The sequence below is a fragment of the Hyphomonas sp. ske169 genome (assembly GCF_056850855.1).
In genome coordinates this window covers 346,416-366,699 of sequence record NZ_CP096146.1, presented here as the reverse complement: position 1 = coordinate 366,699, position 20,284 = coordinate 346,416, and the positions used below count along the sequence as shown (strand labels likewise).

Annotated in this window: 24 protein-coding genes; 8 read left to right on the top strand and 16 right to left on the bottom strand. The window is 56.5% G+C overall.

Features of this window, described 5'->3' with window-relative positions; genetic code table 11:
- Positions 1-82: 82 nt before the first annotated feature.
- The 7 genes from era to rpoZ are packed head-to-tail and all read right to left on the bottom strand — an operon-like array spanning position 83 to position 6,136.
- Positions 83-1,054, bottom strand: coding sequence for a GTPase Era (era, locus tag MY069_RS01845; protein ID WP_482795375.1), 972 nt, complete (start codon positions 1,052-1,054; stop codon positions 83-85).
- Positions 1,051-1,818 carry a ribonuclease III gene (gene rnc / locus MY069_RS01840; RefSeq protein WP_482795374.1) on the bottom strand — a complete coding sequence of 256 codons (768 nt, stop codon included), beginning with the start codon at positions 1,816-1,818 and terminating at the stop codon, positions 1,051-1,053. Before rnc ends, era begins: the two co-directional genes overlap by 4 nt.
- Entirely contained in the window at positions 1,815-2,216 is a 402-nt protein-coding gene (acpS, locus tag MY069_RS01835; RefSeq protein ID WP_482795373.1) for a holo-ACP synthase, read from the bottom strand. The genes rnc and acpS overlap by 4 nt, the downstream gene beginning before the upstream one ends.
- The gene (locus MY069_RS01830) at positions 2,213-2,956 is read right to left on the bottom strand and encodes a pyridoxine 5'-phosphate synthase (protein ID WP_482795372.1); all 744 of its coding nucleotides are present in this window, start codon (positions 2,954-2,956) and stop codon (positions 2,213-2,215) included. The genes acpS and MY069_RS01830 overlap by 4 nt, the downstream gene beginning before the upstream one ends.
- Positions 2,953-3,537: an orotate phosphoribosyltransferase gene (pyrE, locus tag MY069_RS01825; RefSeq protein WP_482795371.1), complete on the bottom strand. Its 585-nt coding sequence runs from the start codon at positions 3,535-3,537 to the stop codon at positions 2,953-2,955. Before pyrE ends, MY069_RS01830 begins: the two co-directional genes overlap by 4 nt.
- The gene (locus tag MY069_RS01820) at positions 3,530-5,779 is read right to left on the bottom strand and encodes a RelA/SpoT family protein (RefSeq protein ID WP_482795370.1); all 2,250 of its coding nucleotides are present in this window, start codon (positions 5,777-5,779) and stop codon (positions 3,530-3,532) included. The genes pyrE and MY069_RS01820 overlap by 8 nt, the downstream gene beginning before the upstream one ends.
- 6 nt (positions 5,780-5,785) lie before the next feature.
- Positions 5,786-6,136 carry a DNA-directed RNA polymerase subunit omega gene (gene rpoZ, locus MY069_RS01815; protein WP_482795369.1) on the bottom strand — a complete coding sequence of 117 codons (351 nt, stop codon included), beginning with the start codon at positions 6,134-6,136 and terminating at the stop codon, positions 5,786-5,788.
- 132 nt (positions 6,137-6,268) lie between these two features.
- On the opposite strand from rpoZ, the gene MY069_RS01810 reads away from it, so the two are divergent.
- The 3 genes from MY069_RS01810 (at position 6,269) to MY069_RS01800 (ending at position 7,934) form a co-directional block, all read left to right on the top strand.
- Positions 6,269-6,910, top strand: a complete 642-nt coding sequence (locus MY069_RS01810) for a uracil-DNA glycosylase (protein WP_482795368.1) — start codon at positions 6,269-6,271, stop codon at positions 6,908-6,910.
- A gap of 66 nt (positions 6,911-6,976) precedes the next feature.
- Entirely contained in the window at positions 6,977-7,537 is a 561-nt protein-coding gene (locus MY069_RS01805) for a LemA family protein (protein ID WP_482795367.1), read from the top strand.
- A gap of 10 nt (positions 7,538-7,547) precedes the next feature.
- Entirely contained in the window at positions 7,548-7,934 is a 387-nt protein-coding gene (locus tag MY069_RS01800; RefSeq protein ID WP_482795366.1) for a hypothetical protein, read from the top strand.
- A 5-nt stretch (positions 7,935-7,939) separates the two neighbouring features.
- Here the strand turns inward: MY069_RS01800 and MY069_RS01795 are convergent, their stop codons facing one another.
- Genes MY069_RS01795 through MY069_RS01770 form a run of 6 tightly spaced genes read right to left on the bottom strand, consistent with a single transcriptional unit; the run spans position 7,940 to position 14,679 of the window.
- Complete coding sequence (locus MY069_RS01795; RefSeq protein WP_482795365.1) at positions 7,940-9,517, bottom strand: TRAP transporter large permease; 1,578 nt, start codon at positions 9,515-9,517, stop codon at positions 7,940-7,942.
- Positions 9,517-10,173 (bottom strand): TRAP transporter small permease subunit, encoded by a 657-nt coding sequence (locus tag MY069_RS01790; RefSeq protein WP_482795364.1) that lies wholly within the window; start codon positions 10,171-10,173, stop codon positions 9,517-9,519. The genes MY069_RS01795 and MY069_RS01790 overlap by 1 nt, the downstream gene beginning before the upstream one ends.
- Positions 10,174-10,210: 37 nt before the next feature.
- Complete coding sequence (locus tag MY069_RS01785) at positions 10,211-11,323, bottom strand: TRAP transporter substrate-binding protein (protein WP_482795363.1); 1,113 nt, start codon at positions 11,321-11,323, stop codon at positions 10,211-10,213.
- Between the two features lie 18 nt (positions 11,324-11,341).
- Positions 11,342-12,100, bottom strand: a complete 759-nt coding sequence (locus tag MY069_RS01780) for an arginyltransferase (protein ID WP_482795362.1) — start codon at positions 12,098-12,100, stop codon at positions 11,342-11,344.
- Positions 12,101-12,117: 17 nt separating this feature from the next.
- Positions 12,118-13,953, bottom strand: coding sequence for an SLC13 family permease (locus MY069_RS01775; RefSeq protein ID WP_482795361.1), 1,836 nt, complete (start codon positions 13,951-13,953; stop codon positions 12,118-12,120).
- Positions 13,954-13,989: 36 nt separating this feature from the next.
- Positions 13,990-14,679 (bottom strand): OmpA family protein, encoded by a 690-nt coding sequence (locus tag MY069_RS01770; protein ID WP_482795360.1) that lies wholly within the window; start codon positions 14,677-14,679, stop codon positions 13,990-13,992.
- A gap of 133 nt (positions 14,680-14,812) precedes the next feature.
- Here MY069_RS01770 and MY069_RS01765 point away from each other — a divergent pair, with 133 nt between their 5' ends.
- From MY069_RS01765 to MY069_RS01750, 4 genes are read left to right on the top strand one after another with little or no spacing between them, the layout of a single operon-like run.
- On the top strand, positions 14,813-15,679 hold the full coding sequence (locus tag MY069_RS01765) for an NAD(P)-dependent oxidoreductase (RefSeq protein WP_482795359.1): 867 nt from the start codon (positions 14,813-14,815) through the stop codon (positions 15,677-15,679).
- Positions 15,680-16,690 carry a TIGR00341 family protein gene (locus tag MY069_RS01760; RefSeq protein ID WP_482795358.1) on the top strand — a complete coding sequence of 337 codons (1,011 nt, stop codon included), beginning with the start codon at positions 15,680-15,682 and terminating at the stop codon, positions 16,688-16,690. It begins immediately after the preceding gene.
- A 21-nt stretch (positions 16,691-16,711) separates the two neighbouring features.
- Positions 16,712-17,152, top strand: coding sequence for a DUF1801 domain-containing protein (locus MY069_RS01755; RefSeq protein ID WP_482795357.1), 441 nt, complete (start codon positions 16,712-16,714; stop codon positions 17,150-17,152).
- A complete protein-coding gene (locus MY069_RS01750) occupies positions 17,145-17,660 on the top strand; it encodes a hypothetical protein (protein WP_482795356.1) in 516 nt (171 codons plus the stop codon). Before MY069_RS01755 ends, MY069_RS01750 begins: the two co-directional genes overlap by 8 nt.
- Positions 17,661-17,665: 5 nt before the next feature.
- On the opposite strand, the gene MY069_RS01745 is transcribed toward MY069_RS01750, so the two are convergent.
- Entirely contained in the window at positions 17,666-18,061 is a 396-nt protein-coding gene (locus MY069_RS01745; protein WP_482795355.1) for a hypothetical protein, read from the bottom strand.
- Between the two features lie 135 nt (positions 18,062-18,196).
- Here MY069_RS01745 and MY069_RS01740 point away from each other — a divergent pair, with 135 nt between their 5' ends.
- Positions 18,197-18,676: a hypothetical protein gene (locus tag MY069_RS01740; RefSeq protein WP_482795354.1), complete on the top strand. Its 480-nt coding sequence runs from the start codon at positions 18,197-18,199 to the stop codon at positions 18,674-18,676.
- On the opposite strand, the gene hemB is transcribed toward MY069_RS01740, so the two are convergent.
- Positions 18,673-19,674, bottom strand: coding sequence for a porphobilinogen synthase (gene hemB / locus MY069_RS01735; protein WP_482795353.1), 1,002 nt, complete (start codon positions 19,672-19,674; stop codon positions 18,673-18,675). The genes MY069_RS01740 and hemB overlap by 4 nt on opposite strands.
- The gene (locus MY069_RS01730) at positions 19,671-20,243 is read right to left on the bottom strand and encodes a GNAT family N-acetyltransferase (protein WP_482795352.1); all 573 of its coding nucleotides are present in this window, start codon (positions 20,241-20,243) and stop codon (positions 19,671-19,673) included. The genes hemB and MY069_RS01730 overlap by 4 nt, the downstream gene beginning before the upstream one ends.
- Between the last annotated feature and the right edge of the window lie 41 nt (positions 20,244-20,284).

Sequence of the window (20,284 nt, the reverse complement as noted above, 5' to 3'; positions counted from 1 at the left end):
CCTGAGCGAAGTCGAAGGAGGAAGAGCAAAATCCAAACATCCTTCGACTTCGCTCAGGATGAGGTCTGGATGAAAGGCTCTTTTAAGCATCAAACTCCAAGCCGACCGATTGATAGGCCTCGCGTCGCTCCATCCATTTGGGGTCAACTTTGACGAATAGGAAGAGATGAACCTTCTGGCCCAAGAGCTCGGTTAGCTCTTCTCTTGCGGCTTTGCCGATCGCCTTGATCGCCGCACCGCCTTTGCCGAGGACCATGCCTTTATGTTGTTCGCGCGCAATGATGACGGCTTGTCGGATACGGACCGAGCCATTGTCGAACGGTTCCCAGCTCTCTGTCTCGACCATCAATTGATACGGTAATTCCTGGTGCAGGCGCAGCATCAGTTTTTCGCGGGTCACTTCTGCTGCCAAGAGACGCATGGGCAAGTCTGCGGTTTGCTCTGGCGGATAGAGGGCCGGGCCTTCTGGCATCCGTGACGCAAGTTTGGTGAGCAAAGGCGGGACGCCGTCTCCGTTCAGCGCAGAGATCATAAAGATGTCTTCATAGACGCCTGCTTCATTCAGCTCCGCCATGATCGGCAGCACTTTATCATGCGGGAATAGATCAATCTTATTCAGCGCCAGAAAGGCTTTCTGACCGGTCTCTTTCAGGGTTTCCATCACCCGGCGATCATCTTCGACAGAGAGCTTTTGCGCGCCACTGGCTTCGCCTGCTTGGTCAGCGACCCAGGCTGAGGCGTCGATCAAATGCACCACCGCATCAGCTTCTTCGGCGCCCGACCAAGCCGCTTTCACCATCGCTCGATCAAGTCGTTTCTTAGCGCGGAAAATTCCCGGCGTGTCGACCAGCACTATTTGCGCGTTGCCAGCGTGCGCGACGCCGCGGATCGGAAAGCGCGTGGTCTGTACTTTATGGGTGACAATCGCGACTTTGGTGCCGACCAAAAGATTGGTCAGCGTCGATTTCCCCGCATTCGGGGCGCCGATAATGGCGGTGAAGCCAGCATGGGTAATGTCTGCTTCAGACGGCAGGCTAGGATCTGTATCGCTCATGTTTTGTCCAGGAGATCGAGAAGGGCGCTGGCGGCGGCGCGTTCAGCTTCAGCTTTGTTACCACCTTTTGCAGTCGCTTCGCCATGGCCTTCAACAGAGGCTTTGACGGTGAAGACAGGATTGTGCGGTGGCCCGCTGGTTTCGATCGTTTCATATACGGCATACGCTGATTGATTTGCGCCGCACCAATCGCTCAATCGGGTTTTGGGGTTGGTGTTTGGATCGACAACGTCTTTGGTCAGGCTGTCAAAGGTCCAGCATTTTTTGATAAAGCGCTCGGCGGCATCGATCCCGCCATCCATATAAATCGCCGCGATCAAAGCCTCAATCGCATCCGCGACAGCCTTGTCATATCGGGCTGGCTTACTGGATTTCATGGTTGAATCCATGAACAGATAGTCGCGTAGATTGAGTGCTGTGCCCACATCTGCGCACGTATGCCCACTGACCAGATTGTGGAAGTGTTTGGTCATAAAGCCTTCGCGCTCTTTGGGGTATTTATTGATCAAGATCTCAGCCACGACGAGGCCGAGCACCCGATCCCCGAGGAATTCCATACGTTGATTGGAAAAGCTGGCATCGCCGCGAAACTCATCAATCAAGCTGGGATGGGTCAGCGCTTGGTTCAGCAGGGCGCTATCCTTGAAATGGTACCCAATGGCGGTTTCGAGTTGGCGCTGTTTCTCGCGGTTGAGGGTTGGCTGTTTCACAGCTTTCGCTGCCGCGCGGAGCCGAGTGCGCTTTGGTCGGGACGGACGTTTCATGCGGGCAGGGCCTCTATGATAACTTGCGCTTCGGCCCAAGGATGATCGTCAGTCATCGTTAGGTGAACGTGCGCAACAAGCCCCTCTGGCGTGATCTCTTCGAGGCGTTTTAAGGCGCCTTCTGTCAATTTTAGCGTCGGCTTGCCTGATGGCAGATTAACAACTTCCATCATTTTCCAATGAACCCCGCGGCGCGGAACGCCTGTACCGAGCGCTTTGGCGCAGGCTTCTTTGGCGGCGAACCGTTTGGCATAGGTTTCAGCGGTGAGACGGCGGCGACGCGCTTTGGCGATTTCGCCTTCGGTGAAGCAGCGTTTCTCAAACCGCTCCCCAAACCGTTCGAGCGAGCCTTTGATGCGCTCAATATTACAAAGATCATTGCCAATGCCGATGATCATGCGCGCGCCTCATCCATCAGCTGACGCATTTTCTGAATGGCGGGTTCCAGGCCCGCAAAAATCGCCTCGCCCATCAAGAAATGACCGATATTGAGTTCGGTGAGTTCTGGAATGGCGGCGACGGGCTGGACCGTATCATAAGTTAGGCCATGCCCGGCTTGCGGTTCAATTCCGATATCAACGGCGCGTTTGGCGCAGTCTGCGATACGCTCGAGCTCTGCGGCTGCGAGTTCTTCTTCGCCAGCGAGGCGCAGCTCGACATAACGGCCAGTGTGAAACTCGGTAATGTCCGCGCCCATTCTCTGGGCTGCGATGAGCTGAACCGGATCGGGTTCAATGAACAGGGAGACGCGGCTGCCATTCTCTTTGAGTGCCCGGATCATTGGCACCAATTTGTTGTGCTCGCGCGCCGCGTTGAGGCCGCCTTCTGTTGTGCGCTCTTCGCGCTTCTCGGGCACGAACATGACGGTTTCAGGCTTATAATCCATGGCGATGACATGCATCTCGTCCGTCGCCGCGGTCTCCATGTTTAGCGGTAAGCGCGTCGCGGCACGGATGGCTTGCAGATCTGGATCCATAATATGTCGGCGGTCTTCGCGTAGATGGAAGGTGATCCCGTCTGCGCCAGCCTTTGTTGCAACTTCAGCGGCGCGCGCGATGTCCGGATGAGAACCCCCGCGGGCGTTCCGGATGGTCGCGACGTGATCAATATTGACGCCGAGCCGAATGCGCCGCGTCATTGTTTTAGGCCTCGGCTGCCAGGCTTGTAGGCTGGGATCGCCGCAAGCTCGGGCGGCAGATCGTCCGCGTCATAGTCAGGAAACTTGATCGCCGCCAGCGAAACGAGATCGCAGCCGACATCGGCTTCTCCGCCGCTGCGATCAATGATGCAGGATCCGCCAACCACGGTGCCCGGAAGCTTGTTCAGGGCATCGACGGTTTCTCTAAATGACAATCCCGTGGTGACGATATCCTCGGCGATGAGCACGCGATCAGTCTCTGCGATTTCAAAGCTGCGTCTTAATTCAAAGACGCCCTCAACCCGTTCAACAAATACCGCACGACAGCCCAGATGCCGGGCCAGTTCATAGCTCGGAATCACGCCGCCCATGGCCGGTCCGACCACGACATCAATTTTGCCGAGGCGCGCTTTTACTTTCTCTGCCAAAGCTTCGCAGAGTTTGGAGGATAATTCAGGCTGCGAGAAAACCAGCGCTTTTTGCAGGAAAATCGGGCTGCGGCGCCCCGATGAGAGGATGAAATGGCCTTCTAAAAGCGCACCGGCTTCGCGGAACACCTGCAGCACCTGATCATTATTCAAATTCACTCTCCTCGATCCGCTCCACGCGCTCAACGACAGCGAGGGCGCGCAGCGCAGCTTTGATCTGTTCTAAATGGCGGAGGTCTTCAACTTCGATATCGAAGACAAGCTCCATAAAACCGGGCTCGCGGGCATGGGTCGAGACGCCGATAATATTCCCGCCAGCCTGAGCAACGACACTACATTGCTGCGCGAGGACGCCTTTACTGTCCGCCGCATTGATTGAGATCCGCCCAACCGCACGCACGCCGGATTTGGCGAGCTCAGTCCATTGCAAGTCGACCCAAAGCTCTGGCCGGTCATCAAATTCTGCGACAGTGCCGCAATAGATTGTGTGGACGACCAGGCCGCGATCCGGTTGGCGGAGACCAACAATCCGATCGCCTGGAATAGGGTGGCAGCATTCGCCCAAGTGCAAGGTTACGCCGGGGGTGAGGTTCTCACCGGCAATCATGCTCGAGGCATGCTCGTCGTCCAACGTGACTTTGTCAGCGGGCCCGTCTTTGACGAGTTCAAGGCCTGGGAAGGCGAGGTTTAAGATCCGATCCACCTCATCATGGCTCCGACCCAGCGCTTCGAACATGGCCTGAACCCCATCAAAGCCTGCGCGTTCGGATATTTTCCGCATATCCACGCTGACCGGATCAATCTCATGCTGGCGAAACGCGCGCTCAAGCATGTTGCGACCGAGATTGGCAAATTGCTTGGTCTCGAGTTCGCGGCGAAGTTTACGTTGAGCGGCGCGCGCCCGGCCCGTCACACAAAGTGTTTCATATCCAGGCAGCGGTCGTGGGTCTTCACGACGAACAATCTCGACCACATCGCCATTCTGGAGCGGCGTCCGCATATTGCGCGGTACGCCATTGATTTTCGCGCCGTCGCAGGTGTCGCCGATCGCCGTGTGAACGGCATAAGCGAAATCCAGCGGCATCGAGCCTGCCGGGAGCAGAACCAAGCGCCCATTCGGCGTGAAGGCGAAGACGTGGGTGCGATACATCTCCATTTTGGCGTGCTCGAGAAAATCCTCGGCATCACCGCCATGGGTGAGCAACTCACCAAACGCCCGCAGGTTGGCGGCTGGGTCAAGGCCCGCCGCACGCGAACTATCAATATCGAAGCCATAAGCGCTGTTTTTGTAATTCCAGTGCGCTGCGACCCCGCGCTCGGCAGTATTGTCCATTTCCGCGGTGCGGATTTGCAGCTCGACCAAGCGGTTCCCGCTGGCACGGACCGTTGTATGGAGTGAGGCGTAGCCATTCGGCTTTGGCACTGAAATAAAGTCTCGGAACCGGTCGGGGAGACACGCCCATTCGGTATGGAACGCGCCAAGGGCTTTATAACATTCTGGCGTCGTGTTGACGATCACGCGGAACCCAAAAATGTCGGCAACGTCTTCAAATGAAATCGATTTTTTCTCGAGCTTGCGCCAAATCGAATAGGGTTCTTTGCGGCGCCCTTTGATGCTGCACTCAATGTCCTCGCGTTCCATCACTTGGCGGATGGCGAGGCGAATGCGCTCAAGGTCATCTTTGTTGCGCGACTCGAGCGCCTCGAGTTGTGAGAGGATTTGCGCGCGTGCTTCAGGATTGAGATGTTGGAAGGACAGGTCTTCCATCTCAGAAGCAACATAGTGAAGGCCAATCCGACGCGCCAACGGGGCGTAAAGGTCCATCGTTTCACGCGCCACACGGCGGCGAGACTCTTCTTTTTTCTTATAATGGAGCGTCCGCATATTGTGCAGGCGATCGGCGAGTTTTACGAGCAGCACGCGGGTATCATTGACTGTGGCGAGGATGAACTTCTGGAAATTCTCCGCCTGTTTGCTGGCTTCACTTTGGTATTCTAATTGTCCGAGTTTGGTGACCCCATCGACCAGTTCAGCTACATCTTCGCCGAACTGAGTCTCGATCATCGCGAGATCGACATCGTCACAATCCTCGACTGTGTCATGCAACAGGCCCGCTAGGATGGTGGCTTGATCGAGACGGATGGAGGCGAGCAGAGTCGCGACCCGTACCGGATGAGAATAATATGGGTCACCGGATTGGCGTAGCTGGTCACCGTGCTTTTCGCGCGCAAAATCATAGGCGGCGTGCAGCAAAGCGCGATCCGCATCTGGCTGATAGGCCAAAACCATACCCGCCAGCTCTTCTTTGGTTAGAAAAGGCTCGTCATCACGTATCCCGCGCGGCGGCCTAGAAGCGCGCGACCGGTCTTCAGATTTGACGGTCGCAGTTGCCATTCACACCTACATTCGGTCGTCGCGGCCGGATTCCAGTTCGGCCTGGTAAGCGCGCATGACGTCTTCTTCGGTAGCAGCTGGGCCAGACTGAAGGGCGATTTGATCTGCTTCGCGCTCTTCCTCTTCGCCTGGGCGAACTTCTTGGAGTTCAGCAACGAGAGATTCTTTGACCACTTTCAGATCAATCGACTGTTCTGCGATTTCGCGCAGAGAGACGACTGGATCTTTATCATTGTCACGATCAACCGTAAGCGGTGAGCCTTCACGGATCATGCGCGAGCGCTGAGCCGCCAAAAGGATCAGATCAAAACGATTTGGGACTTTGTCGACGCAGTCTTCAACGGTCACACGTGCCATGTAAATCTCCTGTAGCCCGCCCTTATATGCAGTGCAGCACGCAAGCGCAACCCGGACTTGCATTGAAAAATGAGCTCATTTAGGCACGGCTGGCCTGCAGGTTCGAATAGCGAGACGATGAGGTCTAAAAAGATGACAAAAATCGCCGCCGAAGCGCCCAAAGATTGCGATCTGTGCCCACGTCTCCGCCAGTTTATCTTGGATCAGCGTGTCAAAGAACCGGACTGGTTCAACGGCGCGGTATCGAGCTTTGGAGACGAGCAGGCGAAGCTTCTGGTTATTGGTCTGGCGCCTGGGATGACCGGTGCGAACCGGACAGGTCGCCCATTCACCGGCGATTGGGCGGGGGACCTGCTCTATGCGACGCTCGGAAAATTTGGATTTACCCGCGGAACTTATGACCGAAGACCCGATGATGGCTTAACGCTAGAGGGCGCTATGATCACCAATGCAGTGCGCTGTGTGCCGCCTCAGAACAAGCCAGTTGGCGCGGAAATCAATCAATGCCGTCCGTTCCTGCAGTCTAGAATTGAGGCTCTGAGCCAAGTCAAAGTTCTGCTTTGTCTGGGCAAGATCAGCCATGATTCGACGGTTCGGGCGCTTGGGTTGCGCCTCAAAGACCACCCCTTTGGCCATGGATCGGAGTACAAGGTCGGAGATCTGACGCTGCTCTCAAGCTACCATTGCTCCCGCTACAACACCAATACGCGCCGCCTGACCGAGGAAATGTTCGAGGCCGTGTTTGCCCGAGCGAAAACCCTGATCGAGGCTTGAGCCTTGCGCGACGGCAAGAGCGCCATTAGCTATTGTTCGGGATCGAATTTATAGGGAGACTCCTCAATGACGCCGCTTCTGGTCGTGCTCGGACTTGTAGTCCTACTCGCGTTTTTCATTATCGGGATTTACAACGGCCTCGTCGCGAAGCGTCAGCGCTGTAATCAAGCGTTTGCGGATATCGATGTTCAGCTCAAGCAGCGCCAAAACCTTATTCCAAACCTGGTTGAGACGGTAAAAGGCTATGCTGCGCACGAGAAAGAAACGCTCGATGCGGTCATTCAGGCCCGGCAAGGAGCGGTCAGCGCGAATACGCCCGGCGAAATGGGCGCCGCCGAAGGCATGCTGGGCCAAGCGCTGGGACGTCTCTTTGCGCTCGCCGAAGCCTACCCAGATCTGAAAGCCAATGAGAACTTCAAGGATCTTCAGGACGAGCTGTCTGTGATCGAAGATAAGATCGCCGCCGCCCGCCGGTTCTATAACTCTGCGGTACAGGATTATAACACGGCGCGCGAACAATTCCCGGGCTCTTTGGTGGCTGGCAGCTTTAACTTCGAGCCGCGCGAATTCTTCGATCTTGGCGAAGATCGCGTGACCATGAGCACGCCGCCAGAGGTTAAGTTCTAGGACTTCCCTAATGAGATCTAAGCTCGAAACGCCGTTCGCCATATTGACGATGGCGGCGGCGCTTTTGCATTTTGCCGGTGAGACCTATTATCACGTCCTCTATGGCCAACCCTTACCCGCCTATCTCGTTGATTTGATCGCGATTGGGCTGATGCTATTAGGGTCGGGCAGCTCGCTCTTGCGCCGCGAGATCAGTTCAGCCGGATGGATTGCCGCTGGATGGGCATTCACGCTCTGTTTGAACTATCGTTCTTACTTCAATCGCGTCTATCAAAAGCAAGCTGGCGGGGAGTTGGACGAGCCTTCCGTGGTGCTCACCATTCTCGGCGTGACTTTGGTGACGAACGCCGTTGCGTGCCTGTTTGCGCTTTGGTTGGCGCGTCCGCGCAAAGGCTGAGCGATCTATCCTGCGATGGAAGGAAGCCAGGTTGCGAGGGCTGGGATCGCGGCGACCAAGCCGATCATGATCAGCTGCAATCCGATAAAGGGGATCGCGCCGCGCCAAATATCCATCGTCTCAACCCCTTCGGGCGCTGCGCCGCGTAGATAGAAAAGCGCAAATCCAAAGGGCGGCGTCAGGAAGCTGGTCTGAAGGTTGAGCGCCATCAAAATTGCGAGCCAAACCGGGTCCGCGCCTAGGATGATCAGAGGCGGCGCAACGATCGGAACGACGACGAAAACAATCTCGATAAAGTCGAGAAAGAAGCCCAGAATGAACATGACGAGCATGGTGATCGCAAGCGCGCCCCAAAGCCCGCCTGGGATACTGGTTAGCAAGGCCTCAACATAATGCTCGCCGCCATAAGCGCGGAACACCAAGGCGAATAGGCTCGCGCCGATCAGGATCAGAAACACCATGCTGGTGATTTGAACGCCGGATGTCAGCGCGCTGCCAAACTGTTTGGCGCGGATCAGAACGCGCGCCGCGGAGAGGAGACCGCCCAAAAAGACCAAGCTCAGCACGCCAGCGAATATGATGCCGATGAGGTCTGTGGTTGGAAGATCTTCCCGATTGACTCGAAGGTCCATCATATTGGCCAAGAAGCCGAGAATGATAAGGCTGATAAAGGCGCCCCAAATGCTGCCCAAGTCGCCCGTTTTGCCGTAGTCTGGCGCGAGCCGCAGACCGGCCAAGAGTAAGGCGCCGCCAGCACCGATGGCTGAGGCTTCTGTCGGTGAGGCGAGGCCGCCCAGGATGGAACCGAGCACTGCAATGATCAAGAGCAGAGGGGCGCCAAGACTGCGCGCGATTTCTGCGGCTTTCAGCGGCTCGGCATCATCGTCGAGCTTCGCGGCGGGGCTGGCGCTTGGGTTCAAGATCGCTGTGATGACCAGATAGAGCAGATACAGCCCAACCAGCATTAGTCCGGGTAAAAGCGCACCAGCAAACAAGTCACCAACCGAAACAACGCCCGCGCCGCCACCCGACCGCATAGCGGCCGATTGATTGGCGTTCGAAACCGCGTCGGCTAGCAAGATCAAGACGATGCTTGGCGGGATAATCTGTCCCAGTGTGCCGCTGGCCGCGATGGTTCCGGTTGCCAGTTTAGGGTCATAGCCCTGGCGCAACATGGTTGGCAGGGCGATCAGAGTCATGGTGATCACAGTGGCGCCTACAATGCCAGTGGACGCAGCAAGCAGCGCGCCAACAATGACCACGGCATAGCCCAATCCGCCGCGCACCCGCGCCAGCAAGCGGCTGGCAGTCTGAAGCAGATCATCCGCCACGCGCGACCGTTCTAGAATGACGCCCATCAGCACAAAGAGCGGGACCGCAATCAGAACCTGGTTTTCCATCGAGCCAAGAATTCGGCTCGGGAGGTTACGCAAGATCGGCAGCGGGATGAGCCCGAGCTCGACGCCAATCATCCCGAAGATGAGCGCGACGCCGCCTAAGGTCAGCGCAACCGGATAGCCCGCGAGCAGCGCCAAAATCGCTGTTAAAAACATGCCGAGGGCGAGGATCAGTTCCAATTCCATCAGACAGCGCCTCCGGGTTGAGGGGCTTCAGAGGGTTCGGCTTCCAGACCGCGAACAATCAATGCAGATTTCAACGCCTGGCTCAGTCCCTGTGAAATCATCAAAACGGCAAAGACGGGGACCAGTGTTTTGAACAGATACTGGATCGGCAGTCCGTCGCTTTCATTGAATGGCTCAAGATCGAGCCAGGTCCGCGCGATGAGGCCTGAGGCTGAATAGAGGATGAGAACGCCAATCGGTGCAATAAACACAAGCGCGCCAAACAGTTCGATAGCCGCTCTGGTGCGGGGGCCAAAACGCGGGCGCAATATATCGACGCGGACATGTCCATCATCGCGCAATGTCGCCGCTGCTCCGAGCATGAAGATCATCGCGAAGGAGAAGATCACACTGTCATTCAACCAGCTAAAGCTGAGCCCAAAGACATAGCGAAGCAGCACCGCAGCGAGCTGGATTAGGATGATTAAGAACGCCGCCGAGACCGCGAAGGCCATCGCGATGCCGCTGATCCGGTCGATGACCCGGCTGACCAGTTTGGAAGGGCCTGCAAGCGGCCCTGGTAGCGCGAGCAGAGCCAGCGGCAAGACTAGCAATGGCATCATGACATAGCCTGCATAGCGCAGACCAGTTCCTACGAGTGATACAAAGGTCTCCATGAGCCCGCCCGGTTATGCCCCTTTGAATGTTCTCTGTTTAGAGTTCGCGTGACGCCAAATATGGCCCATCTGAAATACTTGCCCATCCCCGCATCTTTTTCAGCGCGTCTTCGAAGCTTTCATAGATTCGCCGCTCTAGATCACCGCCCGATCCCGCATCGCTGCGCACGTCGGCAGAGGCTTCTTTCATGCGCGCCATGACCTCATCAGGGAAGCGGCGCAGCTCGACGCCTTCTTCGTTGACGAGTTTTTCGAGATAAACGCCGTTCTGATAGGTGAACTCTCCGACCGACAAATGGTTCACCTCATTACAAGCGCTGCGAATAATCGCTTGCTCGGTCGGGGTGAGGCTGTCCCATTTATTGCGGTTGATGCCAACAGCGAGGGCGCTTCCCGGTTCGTGGAAGCCTGGGCCGTAATGGTATTTTGCTTCGCGATGGAAGCCGAGGAAATAGTCATTCCAGGGGCCTACCCATTCGGTGGCATTGATCCGGCCAGTTTGCAGCGCTTGATAGATCTCGTTGCCGGGGAGCGCCTCGGCGGCACCGCCTAGCGCTCGAATAACGTCACCACCAAGCCCTGGGATGCGCATTTTAAGCCCGCGAAGATCGTCTAGGCTGTTGATCTCTTCACGAAACCAGCCGCCCATTTGGTGCCCAGTATTGGCGCCTTGGAAAGCGATAATGCCATATTGGCCAGACAGTTCTTCCCACAGAGCTTGTCCGCCGCCAAAGTCGATCCAACCCATGATCTCGGGTGCGGTCATGCCCATCGGAACAGCGGTGAAGAAATTGTAGGCTTTCGACTTTGATTGCCAATAATAGTCCGCGCCGTGATACATATCGGCGTTGCCAGAGGCGACCGCGTCGAAGGCCTCAAACGCTGGGACCAGTTCGCCCGCCGCATAGACGTTTACTTCCATCTGTCCGTCTGAGAGCACGTTGATGCGATCTGCAACCCGTTGCGCGGCGATGCCAAGCCCTGGCAGGTCTTTTGGCCAAGTGGTGGTCATTGTCAGGCGTGTTTTGCGGCGGCGCACAGCGGGTGAGGCAACGCCATCGCCTTCGCTGGTTGATTGGCTACATGCGGTTGCGGCAAGGCCTGCTGCGCCGAGTGTGGCCGCACCTAATAGCTTTCGGCGGTCAATCATCCGGTTTCTCCTGTGGAATTATTGATCATCTTCTAAGGGGCGCCAGCGTCCGCCATCAAGCACCTCAAGCGGTTTGAAGCGCCGCTTGTAATCCATTTTCTCGCTATCTTTGATCCAGTATCCCAAATAGAGATGCGGCAGGCCGAGTTCGCCTGCATGCTGGATATGATCTAAGATCAAGTAAGACCCCAAGCTTCGACGGCGCATGGCTGGATCGAAAAACGTGTAGACCATGGAAAACCCGTCCCGCAGCACGTCTGTCAGCGAGACAGCGACCAGCGGCGCGTCTTCCTTGTCGCCAATGCGATATTCAAACATCAAAGTCTGAACCGGACTGTCATTCACCATCGCGCAAAACTCGCGATAGCCCATGTCGGACATGCCGCCGCCATCGTGTCGGCTGCGGAGATAACTCTTGAGCAAACGGAAATGCTCACGACTGGCCCGCGCTTCGACGGGTTTACGCACCAGATCAGAGTTCGCGCGAATGACTCGGCGCTGGTTCCGGCTCGGCACAAAGTTCGGTACATCAACGCGTACAGACCGGCACGCATTGCAGGTCGGACAGGCGGGCCGATAGGCCACGCCTTGGCTGCGCCGAAAGCCTGCGCGGCTTAGCTGATCATGTAAGGCGTCTGGATTTTCTTGGGTGAGATGGGTGAAGCCCTTGCGCTCAAGCTGACCTGGCAAACAGGGGCAGGGCCTAGCGCCTGTTACGTAAAAGCGCAGCCCGTGCCGGATGCCCGGAAGTAGAAAGAGCGACTCATCTAACTTCATATCGGTATTTTACGCATCTAAAGGCCAAAGCGCCAAGGGGCGATGATGGTAAACGCCGCCCACATTAAGATCACAAGTGGCCCGCCAAATCTCAAAAAATCCCCAAATCTATAGTGTCCTGGACCCATAACCAGCATATTTGTCTGATAGGCAATGGGTGTCGCGAAGGCACAGTTTGCGGCGTAAATAACCGCCAGTAGGAATGGAAACGGATCCGTTCCGATCTGTTCTGCCGCTGAAATCGCGATCGGTGTGAACAGAACAGCGGTGGCCGCATTGCTTAGAATATTGGTTAAGATCGCCACCGCGAGGAAGATGGCCGACAAGACCGCCAGTGTACCATATGGCGATGCCAGGAGCACGACCAGTTCTGCCAGCATTTTCGCAGCGCCCGTGCTTTCTAGAGCCGCCCCCATCGCGAGCGCAGCCGCGATGACGAGATAGATTCGCAAATCAAGCGATCGCGCGGCTTGTCGATGGTTCAAACACTGCAGCAGGATCATCAGCGTCGCTGCGACGATGGAGGCCAGGGTAATCGTTGCCAGGCCCGTCGCTGCGGCAATGACCATGCCGACCGTGATGAGGCGCGCAACTTGCGCGCGGGTCGTCGTCGGAAACTCGCTTTGCGACCATTCCAACAAGATCAGATCGCGGCTGGTGCGGAGATCTCGAAAGGCGCTGATTGGGCCGCAAAGTAAAAGCGTGTCGCCGGCTTCTAATCTGATCTCGCCAAGCTTGGTGCGGATCATGCGGCTGCGCCGTTGAATGCCCAGTGTCACAGCGCGGGTGAGGCGGCGGAAGCCAAGCATTTCGACGGTCCGCCCAGCCATGCGGGAGCCCGGGGCAATCACCGCTTCGACCAGGCCAAGTTGGCTTTCACCGGTATCATCGGTCTCCGGGACCCCGGTTTGCCAAATATCTTCAAGCATCGCCGGTTTATCGGAGAGAAGATCTGTCAGGGCTTGCCGGGTCGCCGCCACAATGACCAGATCACCTGGTAGGAGCCGGACCTCATCATAAGGCGGCAACAAAGCGCGTTCGCCGCGCTGGATCATCCGGACCGTCATGTCTTTGAGGTCGGGGAACATGCCCGCGATGGCTTCTTTACCGTCTAGAAAATGGCCTGGTGTGACTTCAAATTGTGCGACGAATTGCTTGCCGGACTTCATCATCGTTTCGGTGAAGTCTTCGCGGTTCGGCAACAGCACGCGTGAGGCAATCAAGATGTAGACCATGCCAACGCCGGCGAGCATGAGGCCAAAAACCGATTGATCGAAAAAGCCGAGCTGTTCGGTCGTCAATCGCTCATACGCATCCGCAGCAAGAAGATTTGTGGACGTCCCAATTAGCGTCGTCATCCCGGCAAAGATTGAGACAAAGCTGAGCGGCATCATCAAACGCGACGTCGACGCGCCCATTCTGGCCGCGATCGCCGACATAATCGGCAAGAACATGATCACAACCGGCGTATTATTGGTGAAGGCGCTGATGAAAAAGACGGCTAGAAACGCGCCGAGCAGTGTGAGCGCGGGGCGCCGATCATAAGACCTCACCAGCGCTTTGGTGGGGCCTTCAAGCGCGCCGGTTTGGAACAGGCCTTGCCCGACGACCAGAAGGGCCATGATCGTGATCAAGGCTGGATTGGCGAAACCGGATAGCAAGACCGCAACGGAGATCTCGGAGCCGTCTGAGGCTGTCGCACCCGGCAAGCTGAACAAGAGGAGAAGCGCCGCGATCACGCAGATCGAAACCAGCTCCATCGACCAGCGATCGAGCATATAAAAGATGATAGTCACCCCAACGGCCGCTAGGCTCGCCCACATGGGCCAATGAGCCAATAAGTCTGCGGTCATTCCGCCTCCTGGATGATTCTCGACATGGCCTTCTGATTAGGCGGTCTTGTCGCGAATGACCAGAACTATTGAGATACGACGATTGGCGGCATCTTCGGGGGCATCCTGTAGAAGCGGCTGGGTATGGGCGAGACCGGCGACACCGAGAATGCGGCGCTCTTCGACGCCCGCTGCCATCAACAATCGACGGGCAGAATTGGCACGATCGGCGGACAATTCCCAGTTCGAATAGCCCTGAGTAAGGCTTGGATGAGAATCAGTATGCCCTTCGATCGTGACCGGAAGGTCCAGCATCGCGATCGCACGCCCGGCGAGATGGGTGAGGCGTTCGCCCGTAGGATTGAGGCGACCATCGCCAGTTTCAAATAGCGGCCGTTCAGCCATGTCTGAGAGGTCGATGCGGATGAAGTCTGGGTCTTCGGTGATCCGGACCGAGGCGCCGAACGCCGCCAGCGCCGGATCGCTGCGCAATTGAGCGGCGATGGTTGACGCAAGCGGTTCTTCGATTGAAGCGGTTACCAGCTCGGTGGTTTTCTCAGAGCCAAATTGCTGTGCAAGGTTTTCGCGTTCGCCAGCAGAGATGCCGTGAATGATCCACATGATGAGGAAAAATGCACAAAGCGCGGTTAGGAAGTCTGCATAAGCGAGCTTCCAAGTCCCCATCTTGCGGGCGGACGCAGCGGGCCTTCTGCCCCGAGTGCGCCGGGATGAATAAGCAACAGCCATATTTTTCCCTATAGACCCTTCTGGTCTGGTGACGTGCAATAGTGCATCAGGGTGAATATCCGTTTTGAACCGGTTGTTGGATTTAAATGAAATTTATTCGATTTAATCGGTGTTTAGGTTGAGGAGAGTGCGAATGGCGCGCGTGGCATTTTTGGGATTGGGTGTGATGGGGTATCCCATGGCGGGGCATTTGGTGGCGGCGGGGCACGAGGTCACCGTGTGGAACCGCACCCATGCCAAAGCAGAAGCCTGGGCGAAAGATCATAAAGGCAGCGCCGCCGGATCGCCTGCTGACGCGGTTTCAGACGCTGAGTTTATTCTGCTTTGCCTTGGCGATGATCCTGATGTTCTCGCGGTTTATGATGCACTCGAACCAAATATCAGCTCTGGCGCGGTGATTGTTGATCACACGACGGCCAGCGCAGGGCTCGCGCGTTCTTTGTATGCCCGAGCCGCACAGAAAGACGCGGCTTTTGTTGATGCGCCGATCTCGGGCGGACAGGCCGGGGCCGAGAATGGACAGCTTACCATCATGTGCGGCGGCGACGCTGAGGCGTTCGGAAGAGCCGAACCGATCATGATGGCTTATGGAAAACGTATGACCTTGATTGGCGATAGCGGTGCCGGGCAACTGGCGAAATCGGTGAACCAGATTTGCATTGCGGGGATTGTTCAAGGCCTCGCAGAGGGCATGCACTTTGCCGATGAAGCGGGGCTTGATGTCGCGAAAGTTATCGAGGCGATTAGCGGCGGCGCGGCGCAAAGCTGGCAAATGGAAAACCGCTGGGAGACCATGCGGGACGGCCATTATGAGCATGGCTTTGCCGTCGACTGGATGCGCAAAGACCTGCGTATCGCGCTAGATACCGCACGAGAGAATGGCGCCAGCCTGCCGGTCACGGCGATGGTTGATCAGTATTACGCGGACATCCAGGCGATGGGCGGTCAGCGCTGGGATACGAGCAGTCTTCTCGCGCGCATGGGACGTAAGCCAAACTAGATGCGACGCCTCGATCTTCATATGCGCGAAGGCGAAGCCTATGAGACAGCTTTGCGCGCCATCCGAGCGGCGGACCCGATTGATTATGTTGTCGTCCCGCTAGAGCAACAGGATCGGCGATTGATACTTGTCTTCCTTCGTGACGGCACGCGACAAACCCTGGTGGATAATTTGCAAGCCTGTTTGGAAGGCGAGAAAGACTGGCGGATATCGCTAGTGCCCATCGAAGCGACCGCACCGGCGATCCCCGAAGACAAAGACCTCAAAAACAAACGCGCCAACCAACGCAAATTGGCGCTCCGCGAAGAGATTTATCAAGACGTGTCCACCGATGCGAAGCTGGACAGAGACTTTTTGATCTTCGTGGTGCTCTCAACCATCGTGGCGGCGATTGGCCTTCACTCAAACAGCGTTGCTGGCGTGATCGGCGCCATGGTGATCGCGCCGCTTCTAGGGCCGATTCTTGGCTTCTCGCTCGGCGCAGCGCTCGGTGACAGAGACTTGTTGTTTGGGGCAGCGAAGACGCTGGGCGTTGGGATTGCTGTGGCTCTGGGGTGCGCCATCCTGATTTCCTTCATCATTCCCGTGGATCTTGAAAGCCGAGAATTGATGTCACGGGCGGAAGTTCGCCTCGATGGCATGGCACTCGCGATCGCTGCTGGAGCTGCCGCGGCGCTGTCGCTCACAAGAGGCGCGAACGCGACTTTGGTCGGGGTCATGGTGGCGGCTGCGCTTTTACCGCCCGGCGCCGCGATCGGTCTGTTTATCGGCGCGGGTGAATACGCCTTAGCGTCGCGCGCTGGCCTGTTGCTGTCGCTGAATATCGCAAGCTTAGTGCTGTCTGCTTTAGTTGTGTTCCGATTGCGTGACATCCGACCGCGCACCTGGCTTGAAAAGAAAGGCGCAGACCGGGCAGTGGCGATCAATATGGCGCTTTCGGTTGTGCTGTTGCTGATCGCGATTGCGCTGATTCTTGTGCTCGATCTGGGCGATACGGTATCCATCGGCTAAGCTCAGGAATGGGAGTGTAGAATGGCGAAAACAGAAAACAAAACGCAGGTCACGAAAGTCGATCCAAAAGACTTCGTCGCATCAGTTGAAAACCCGAAAAAGCGCGCAGACGCTGAAGTGCTATTGGAGTTTTTTGACCGCGTGACGGGCCTAAAGGCGAGCATGTGGGGCCCCAGCATTATCGGTTACGGGCGCTATCATTATAAATATGAAAGCGGACGCGAAGGGGAGTTCATGCTAACGGGCTTTAGTCCGCGCAAAGCCAATTTGGTGTTCTACATCATGCCCGGCTATCGCTCAGACGAGATGCAGGACATGCTGGCTCGCCTTGGAAAGCACAAGCTTGGAAAGTCGTGCCTTTATGTGAACAAGCTCGCTGATATCGACATGGATGTGCTGGAAGAAATTGTCCTCGATGGCGTCGCTTATATGCGCGAGAAATACGAAACCTGGGATGAGTGACCGACAAGAAATTATCGCTTATTGGCTCGTTCCAGCGGACCAGGATGCAGCGCGCTTTCAGGCCGTGGTCGATGCGCTCGCCGATCAACAAGGCGCGCCGCGGTTTCGGGCGCATCTTTCATTCGGGTCTGTGATCGGAGAAGAGCCTGAATTGGGCGCGGTCTTGGAGCAGCTCAGCGGCCTGACGCTTAATCCGATCGAGATTGCACAAACGCCAAGTTTCACGATGTCACTCTTCGTGCGGTTTGCACCAACCGAGCCACTTCTCGGCGCGCGCAAGCTTTTGGAAGAGAGCCGTAGTTTTCAATCCAGCCGCGATTTTGATCCGCATATCAGTCTTGCTTATGGGGAGCCGAAAGATCTGGGCGCGCTCAAACCGGAGATGGACGACTTGTTGCAAGCGCCGGTACGGTTTGATTGGTTGATTGCCACATCGATTTGGTTGCCGGTGGAGACATATGCCGATATCGCGCGCTGGAAGCAGCGATCCGAATATCAGATTCCGTAATCTTCCTAGGCGGTCCGCGCGGCTTCGATTTTCTTAGCAAAGCCCGGCGCGCCATAGCACCGCACAGAAAGCGTGCCGATAGCGGTTTTGACGTCTATGATTTGCGTGCCGATGCCAAATCGGGTTTCGACGGATGTAATGCTGCGCAAGGGGAGAACTACGCTCAGCGAGTCTGGATCCTGGTGTAGGGCGCGATTGAACCCATTGGGATGAAACTCGACAGCATCCTCAGTCAAATAGGCTGTGCCGCCGACCCAAAGTCCGCCCATCAGTTTCTTCATCGCATTGGTGCCCAGGCGCCCGCCAGCCCCCATGAAGCGCTGCGCGCGATCGCCGATTTCCGCATCTTTCATAAGCGCGTTGACCATTTTCTTGGCGATGACGTTTTCCGGTTTCGACATATTTACCTCTTCTCTGCAGGCATCGTAGCACTGAACCTCACCAGGGTGAAATCCCTGTCGGGTCTGACAGGTGATCTCCTCGGACACGTCGCTAGGGTCGAAATTTCACGCAGACAATTTAGACAGGTTCGGACCATGACACTTGGAAAATCTACGCTTCTCACTCTCGCATTGGTTGCGGGCGCTGCGATCGCGCCGGCGTCGGCGTGCGATATTACGGACCTGCCGTGTTGGGATGGCGGAAAGTGCAATATTAAGTTCAAGAATCACACAGCCAAATCGAGTGGTGAGGGTGATCCGAGCGTGTCTCAGTCTTCCTCTGCACAGACCATTCGCGTTACCGCGAAAACCAGCGACGGTAAGAAGACCGGCAATGCGTTTTCGATCACGGCAGGAGCCAGCAAAACCATGAACCTTGAAAAGAAAAAAGACTTCTCATTTGTCCGGATTACGTCCGAAAATTCTGGTGTTCACGCGATCAGCATGCAGTGCGGCGCGATCCGAAACACGCTGCTCGGTAACGGCAATTGCAATATTTATTATGGGTTCGAGCCGTCCGTTCGATCGACGCTGGCTTACAGTTGCGACAATGGCGCGGTGACCGGGCCTTACTAGGTCAAACGCTGCGCTGCGGTTTCCGCAAAATAGGTGATGATGCCGCTCGCGCCTGCGCGTTTAAAACTGAGCAATGTCTCCATCATCACTCGGTCGCCATCAATCCAGCCATTTTTAGCCGCCGCTTGGATCATCGCGTATTCGCCGGAGACCTGAAAAGCGAAGGTTGGAATTTGGAACGTCTCAGAGACGCGACGGACGATGTCGAGATAGGGCAGGCCAGGTTTGACCATGACCATGTCCGCGCCTTCTTCGATATCCATCGCGACTTCTCGCAATGCCTCGTCACTATTGGCGGGATCTTGTTGATAGGTCTTCTTATCGCCAATCAGCGCGGTCGCAGAGCCAATCGCCTCGCGATAAGGGCCATAAAACCCGCTCGCATATTTCGCGGCATAAGACAGGATCAGCGTATTTGTGTAGCCATTTTCTTCAAGCGCTGCGCGGATTGCGCCGATACGGCCATCCATCATATCGGACGGCGCCACCACATCCGCGCCAGCCTCCGCTTGAACCAAAGCCTGCTCAACGAGGACCGCACTCGTTTCATCATTGAGGACGTAGCCCGTTTCGTCAATCAGTCCGTCATGGCCGTGGCTGGTGAAGGGATCGAGCGCGACATCGCAGATAATTCCAACCTCAGGCGCAGCATCTTTCATCGCTTTGATGACCGTTGGGATGAGGCCATCTGGGTTGAGGCTCTCGCTGCCTTCATCATCCTTATGCGCCGGGGTGATATGCGGGAAGATGGCGATCGCGGGGATGCCAAGATCGCTCGCCCGTTTTGCCGCTTTGGCGGCTTCAGCGACGTTTAGCCGTTCCAAGCCGGGCATGGCCGAGACCGGGATCCGGCCTCCCTCACCATCATGCACCACCATAGACCAAATTAAGTCGGCAGGCGTCAGCACGTTCTCTGCGGTGAGGCTGCGGATCCAGCTCGATTGCCGCAGGCGGCGCAGACGGGTGGCGGGGAAAGATTGGTTGAACGGAATGCTCATGCGGTCTCCGGCTTTGGGGCGCCAAATCGAAACAGCGCACGGCGAACTTTTCGGCGCATAAAGCAGCGCTTGGTCACGTCCATAAACGGTCTCTGCGCATCTTCAATCTCTAGCATATAAGGCTCGAGCTTATCGTACGGAATTTCTTTGAACCCCATGGAGGCATAAAAGGGGCCGTTCCATGCGACATCGCGAAACGTCGACAAGCTGACATGGGGGAGTTTCCGCAACTCGGTCTCTGTGAGGACGCGGATCACGAGCGCGCGACCAATTCCCTTTTTGCCATGATCCGGATGCACGCTGACCTGGTCGAGATAGAGCCCGTTGCCGCGCAATCGGATCAGTGCGAAGCCAACGGCCCAACCATGTTCGTTACGCGCGACGAAGACATTAAATAGCGGAATTTCTTTCTCAAACACCTCAGCCGGGACATGATCAGCGAGGGCGTCCTCACCCAGCAAACCCGTTTCCGCGAAGAGGGAAGAGGCTGCCTTATCAACTGCAATAAGAGCAGGAATATCATCGAGCTCTGCAGCTGTGATAGAATATCCTTCCGGAAGGTCAGACATTGACGAACGAATCCCCTATGGCATCTCTTCCGCCTAATAAA

Coding starts and splice junctions, on each gene's coding strand:
- MY069_RS01810 (WP_482795368.1), top strand. CDS start 6,269: ATGACAAAAATCGCCGCCGAAGCGCCCAAAGATTGCGATCTGTGCCCA.
- MY069_RS01755 (WP_482795357.1), top strand. CDS start 16,712: ATGGCGAAAACAGAAAACAAAACGCAGGTCACGAAAGTCGATCCAAAA.
- MY069_RS01795 (WP_482795365.1), bottom strand. CDS start 9,517: ATGGAATTGGAACTGATCCTCGCCCTCGGCATGTTTTTAACAGCGATT.
- MY069_RS01780 (WP_482795362.1), bottom strand. CDS start 12,100: ATGAAGTTAGATGAGTCGCTCTTTCTACTTCCGGGCATCCGGCACGGG.
- acpS (WP_482795373.1), bottom strand. CDS start 2,216: ATGATCATCGGCATTGGCAATGATCTTTGTAATATTGAGCGCATCAAA.
- MY069_RS01760 (WP_482795358.1), top strand. CDS start 15,680: ATGCGACGCCTCGATCTTCATATGCGCGAAGGCGAAGCCTATGAGACA.
- MY069_RS01775 (WP_482795361.1), bottom strand. CDS start 13,953: ATGACCGCAGACTTATTGGCTCATTGGCCCATGTGGGCGAGCCTAGCG.
- MY069_RS01800 (WP_482795366.1), top strand. CDS start 7,548: ATGAGATCTAAGCTCGAAACGCCGTTCGCCATATTGACGATGGCGGCG.
- MY069_RS01830 (WP_482795372.1), bottom strand. CDS start 2,956: ATGACGCGGCGCATTCGGCTCGGCGTCAATATTGATCACGTCGCGACC.
- MY069_RS01740 (WP_482795354.1), top strand. CDS start 18,197: ATGACACTTGGAAAATCTACGCTTCTCACTCTCGCATTGGTTGCGGGC.
- hemB (WP_482795353.1), bottom strand. CDS start 19,674: ATGAGCATTCCGTTCAACCAATCTTTCCCCGCCACCCGTCTGCGCCGC.
- MY069_RS01805 (WP_482795367.1), top strand. CDS start 6,977: ATGACGCCGCTTCTGGTCGTGCTCGGACTTGTAGTCCTACTCGCGTTT.
- rnc (WP_482795374.1), bottom strand. CDS start 1,818: ATGAAACGTCCGTCCCGACCAAAGCGCACTCGGCTCCGCGCGGCAGCG.
- MY069_RS01730 (WP_482795352.1), bottom strand. CDS start 20,243: ATGTCTGACCTTCCGGAAGGATATTCTATCACAGCTGCAGAGCTCGAT.
- MY069_RS01750 (WP_482795356.1), top strand. CDS start 17,145: ATGAGTGACCGACAAGAAATTATCGCTTATTGGCTCGTTCCAGCGGAC.
- MY069_RS01785 (WP_482795363.1), bottom strand. CDS start 11,323: ATGATTGACCGCCGAAAGCTATTAGGTGCGGCCACACTCGGCGCAGCA.
- MY069_RS01765 (WP_482795359.1), top strand. CDS start 14,813: ATGGCGCGCGTGGCATTTTTGGGATTGGGTGTGATGGGGTATCCCATG.
- MY069_RS01745 (WP_482795355.1), bottom strand. CDS start 18,061: ATGTCGAAACCGGAAAACGTCATCGCCAAGAAAATGGTCAACGCGCTT.
- MY069_RS01820 (WP_482795370.1), bottom strand. CDS start 5,779: ATGGCAACTGCGACCGTCAAATCTGAAGACCGGTCGCGCGCTTCTAGG.
- MY069_RS01770 (WP_482795360.1), bottom strand. CDS start 14,679: ATGGCTGTTGCTTATTCATCCCGGCGCACTCGGGGCAGAAGGCCCGCT.
- rpoZ (WP_482795369.1), bottom strand. CDS start 6,136: ATGGCACGTGTGACCGTTGAAGACTGCGTCGACAAAGTCCCAAATCGT.
- MY069_RS01790 (WP_482795364.1), bottom strand. CDS start 10,173: ATGGAGACCTTTGTATCACTCGTAGGAACTGGTCTGCGCTATGCAGGC.
- era (WP_482795375.1), bottom strand. CDS start 1,054: ATGAGCGATACAGATCCTAGCCTGCCGTCTGAAGCAGACATTACCCAT.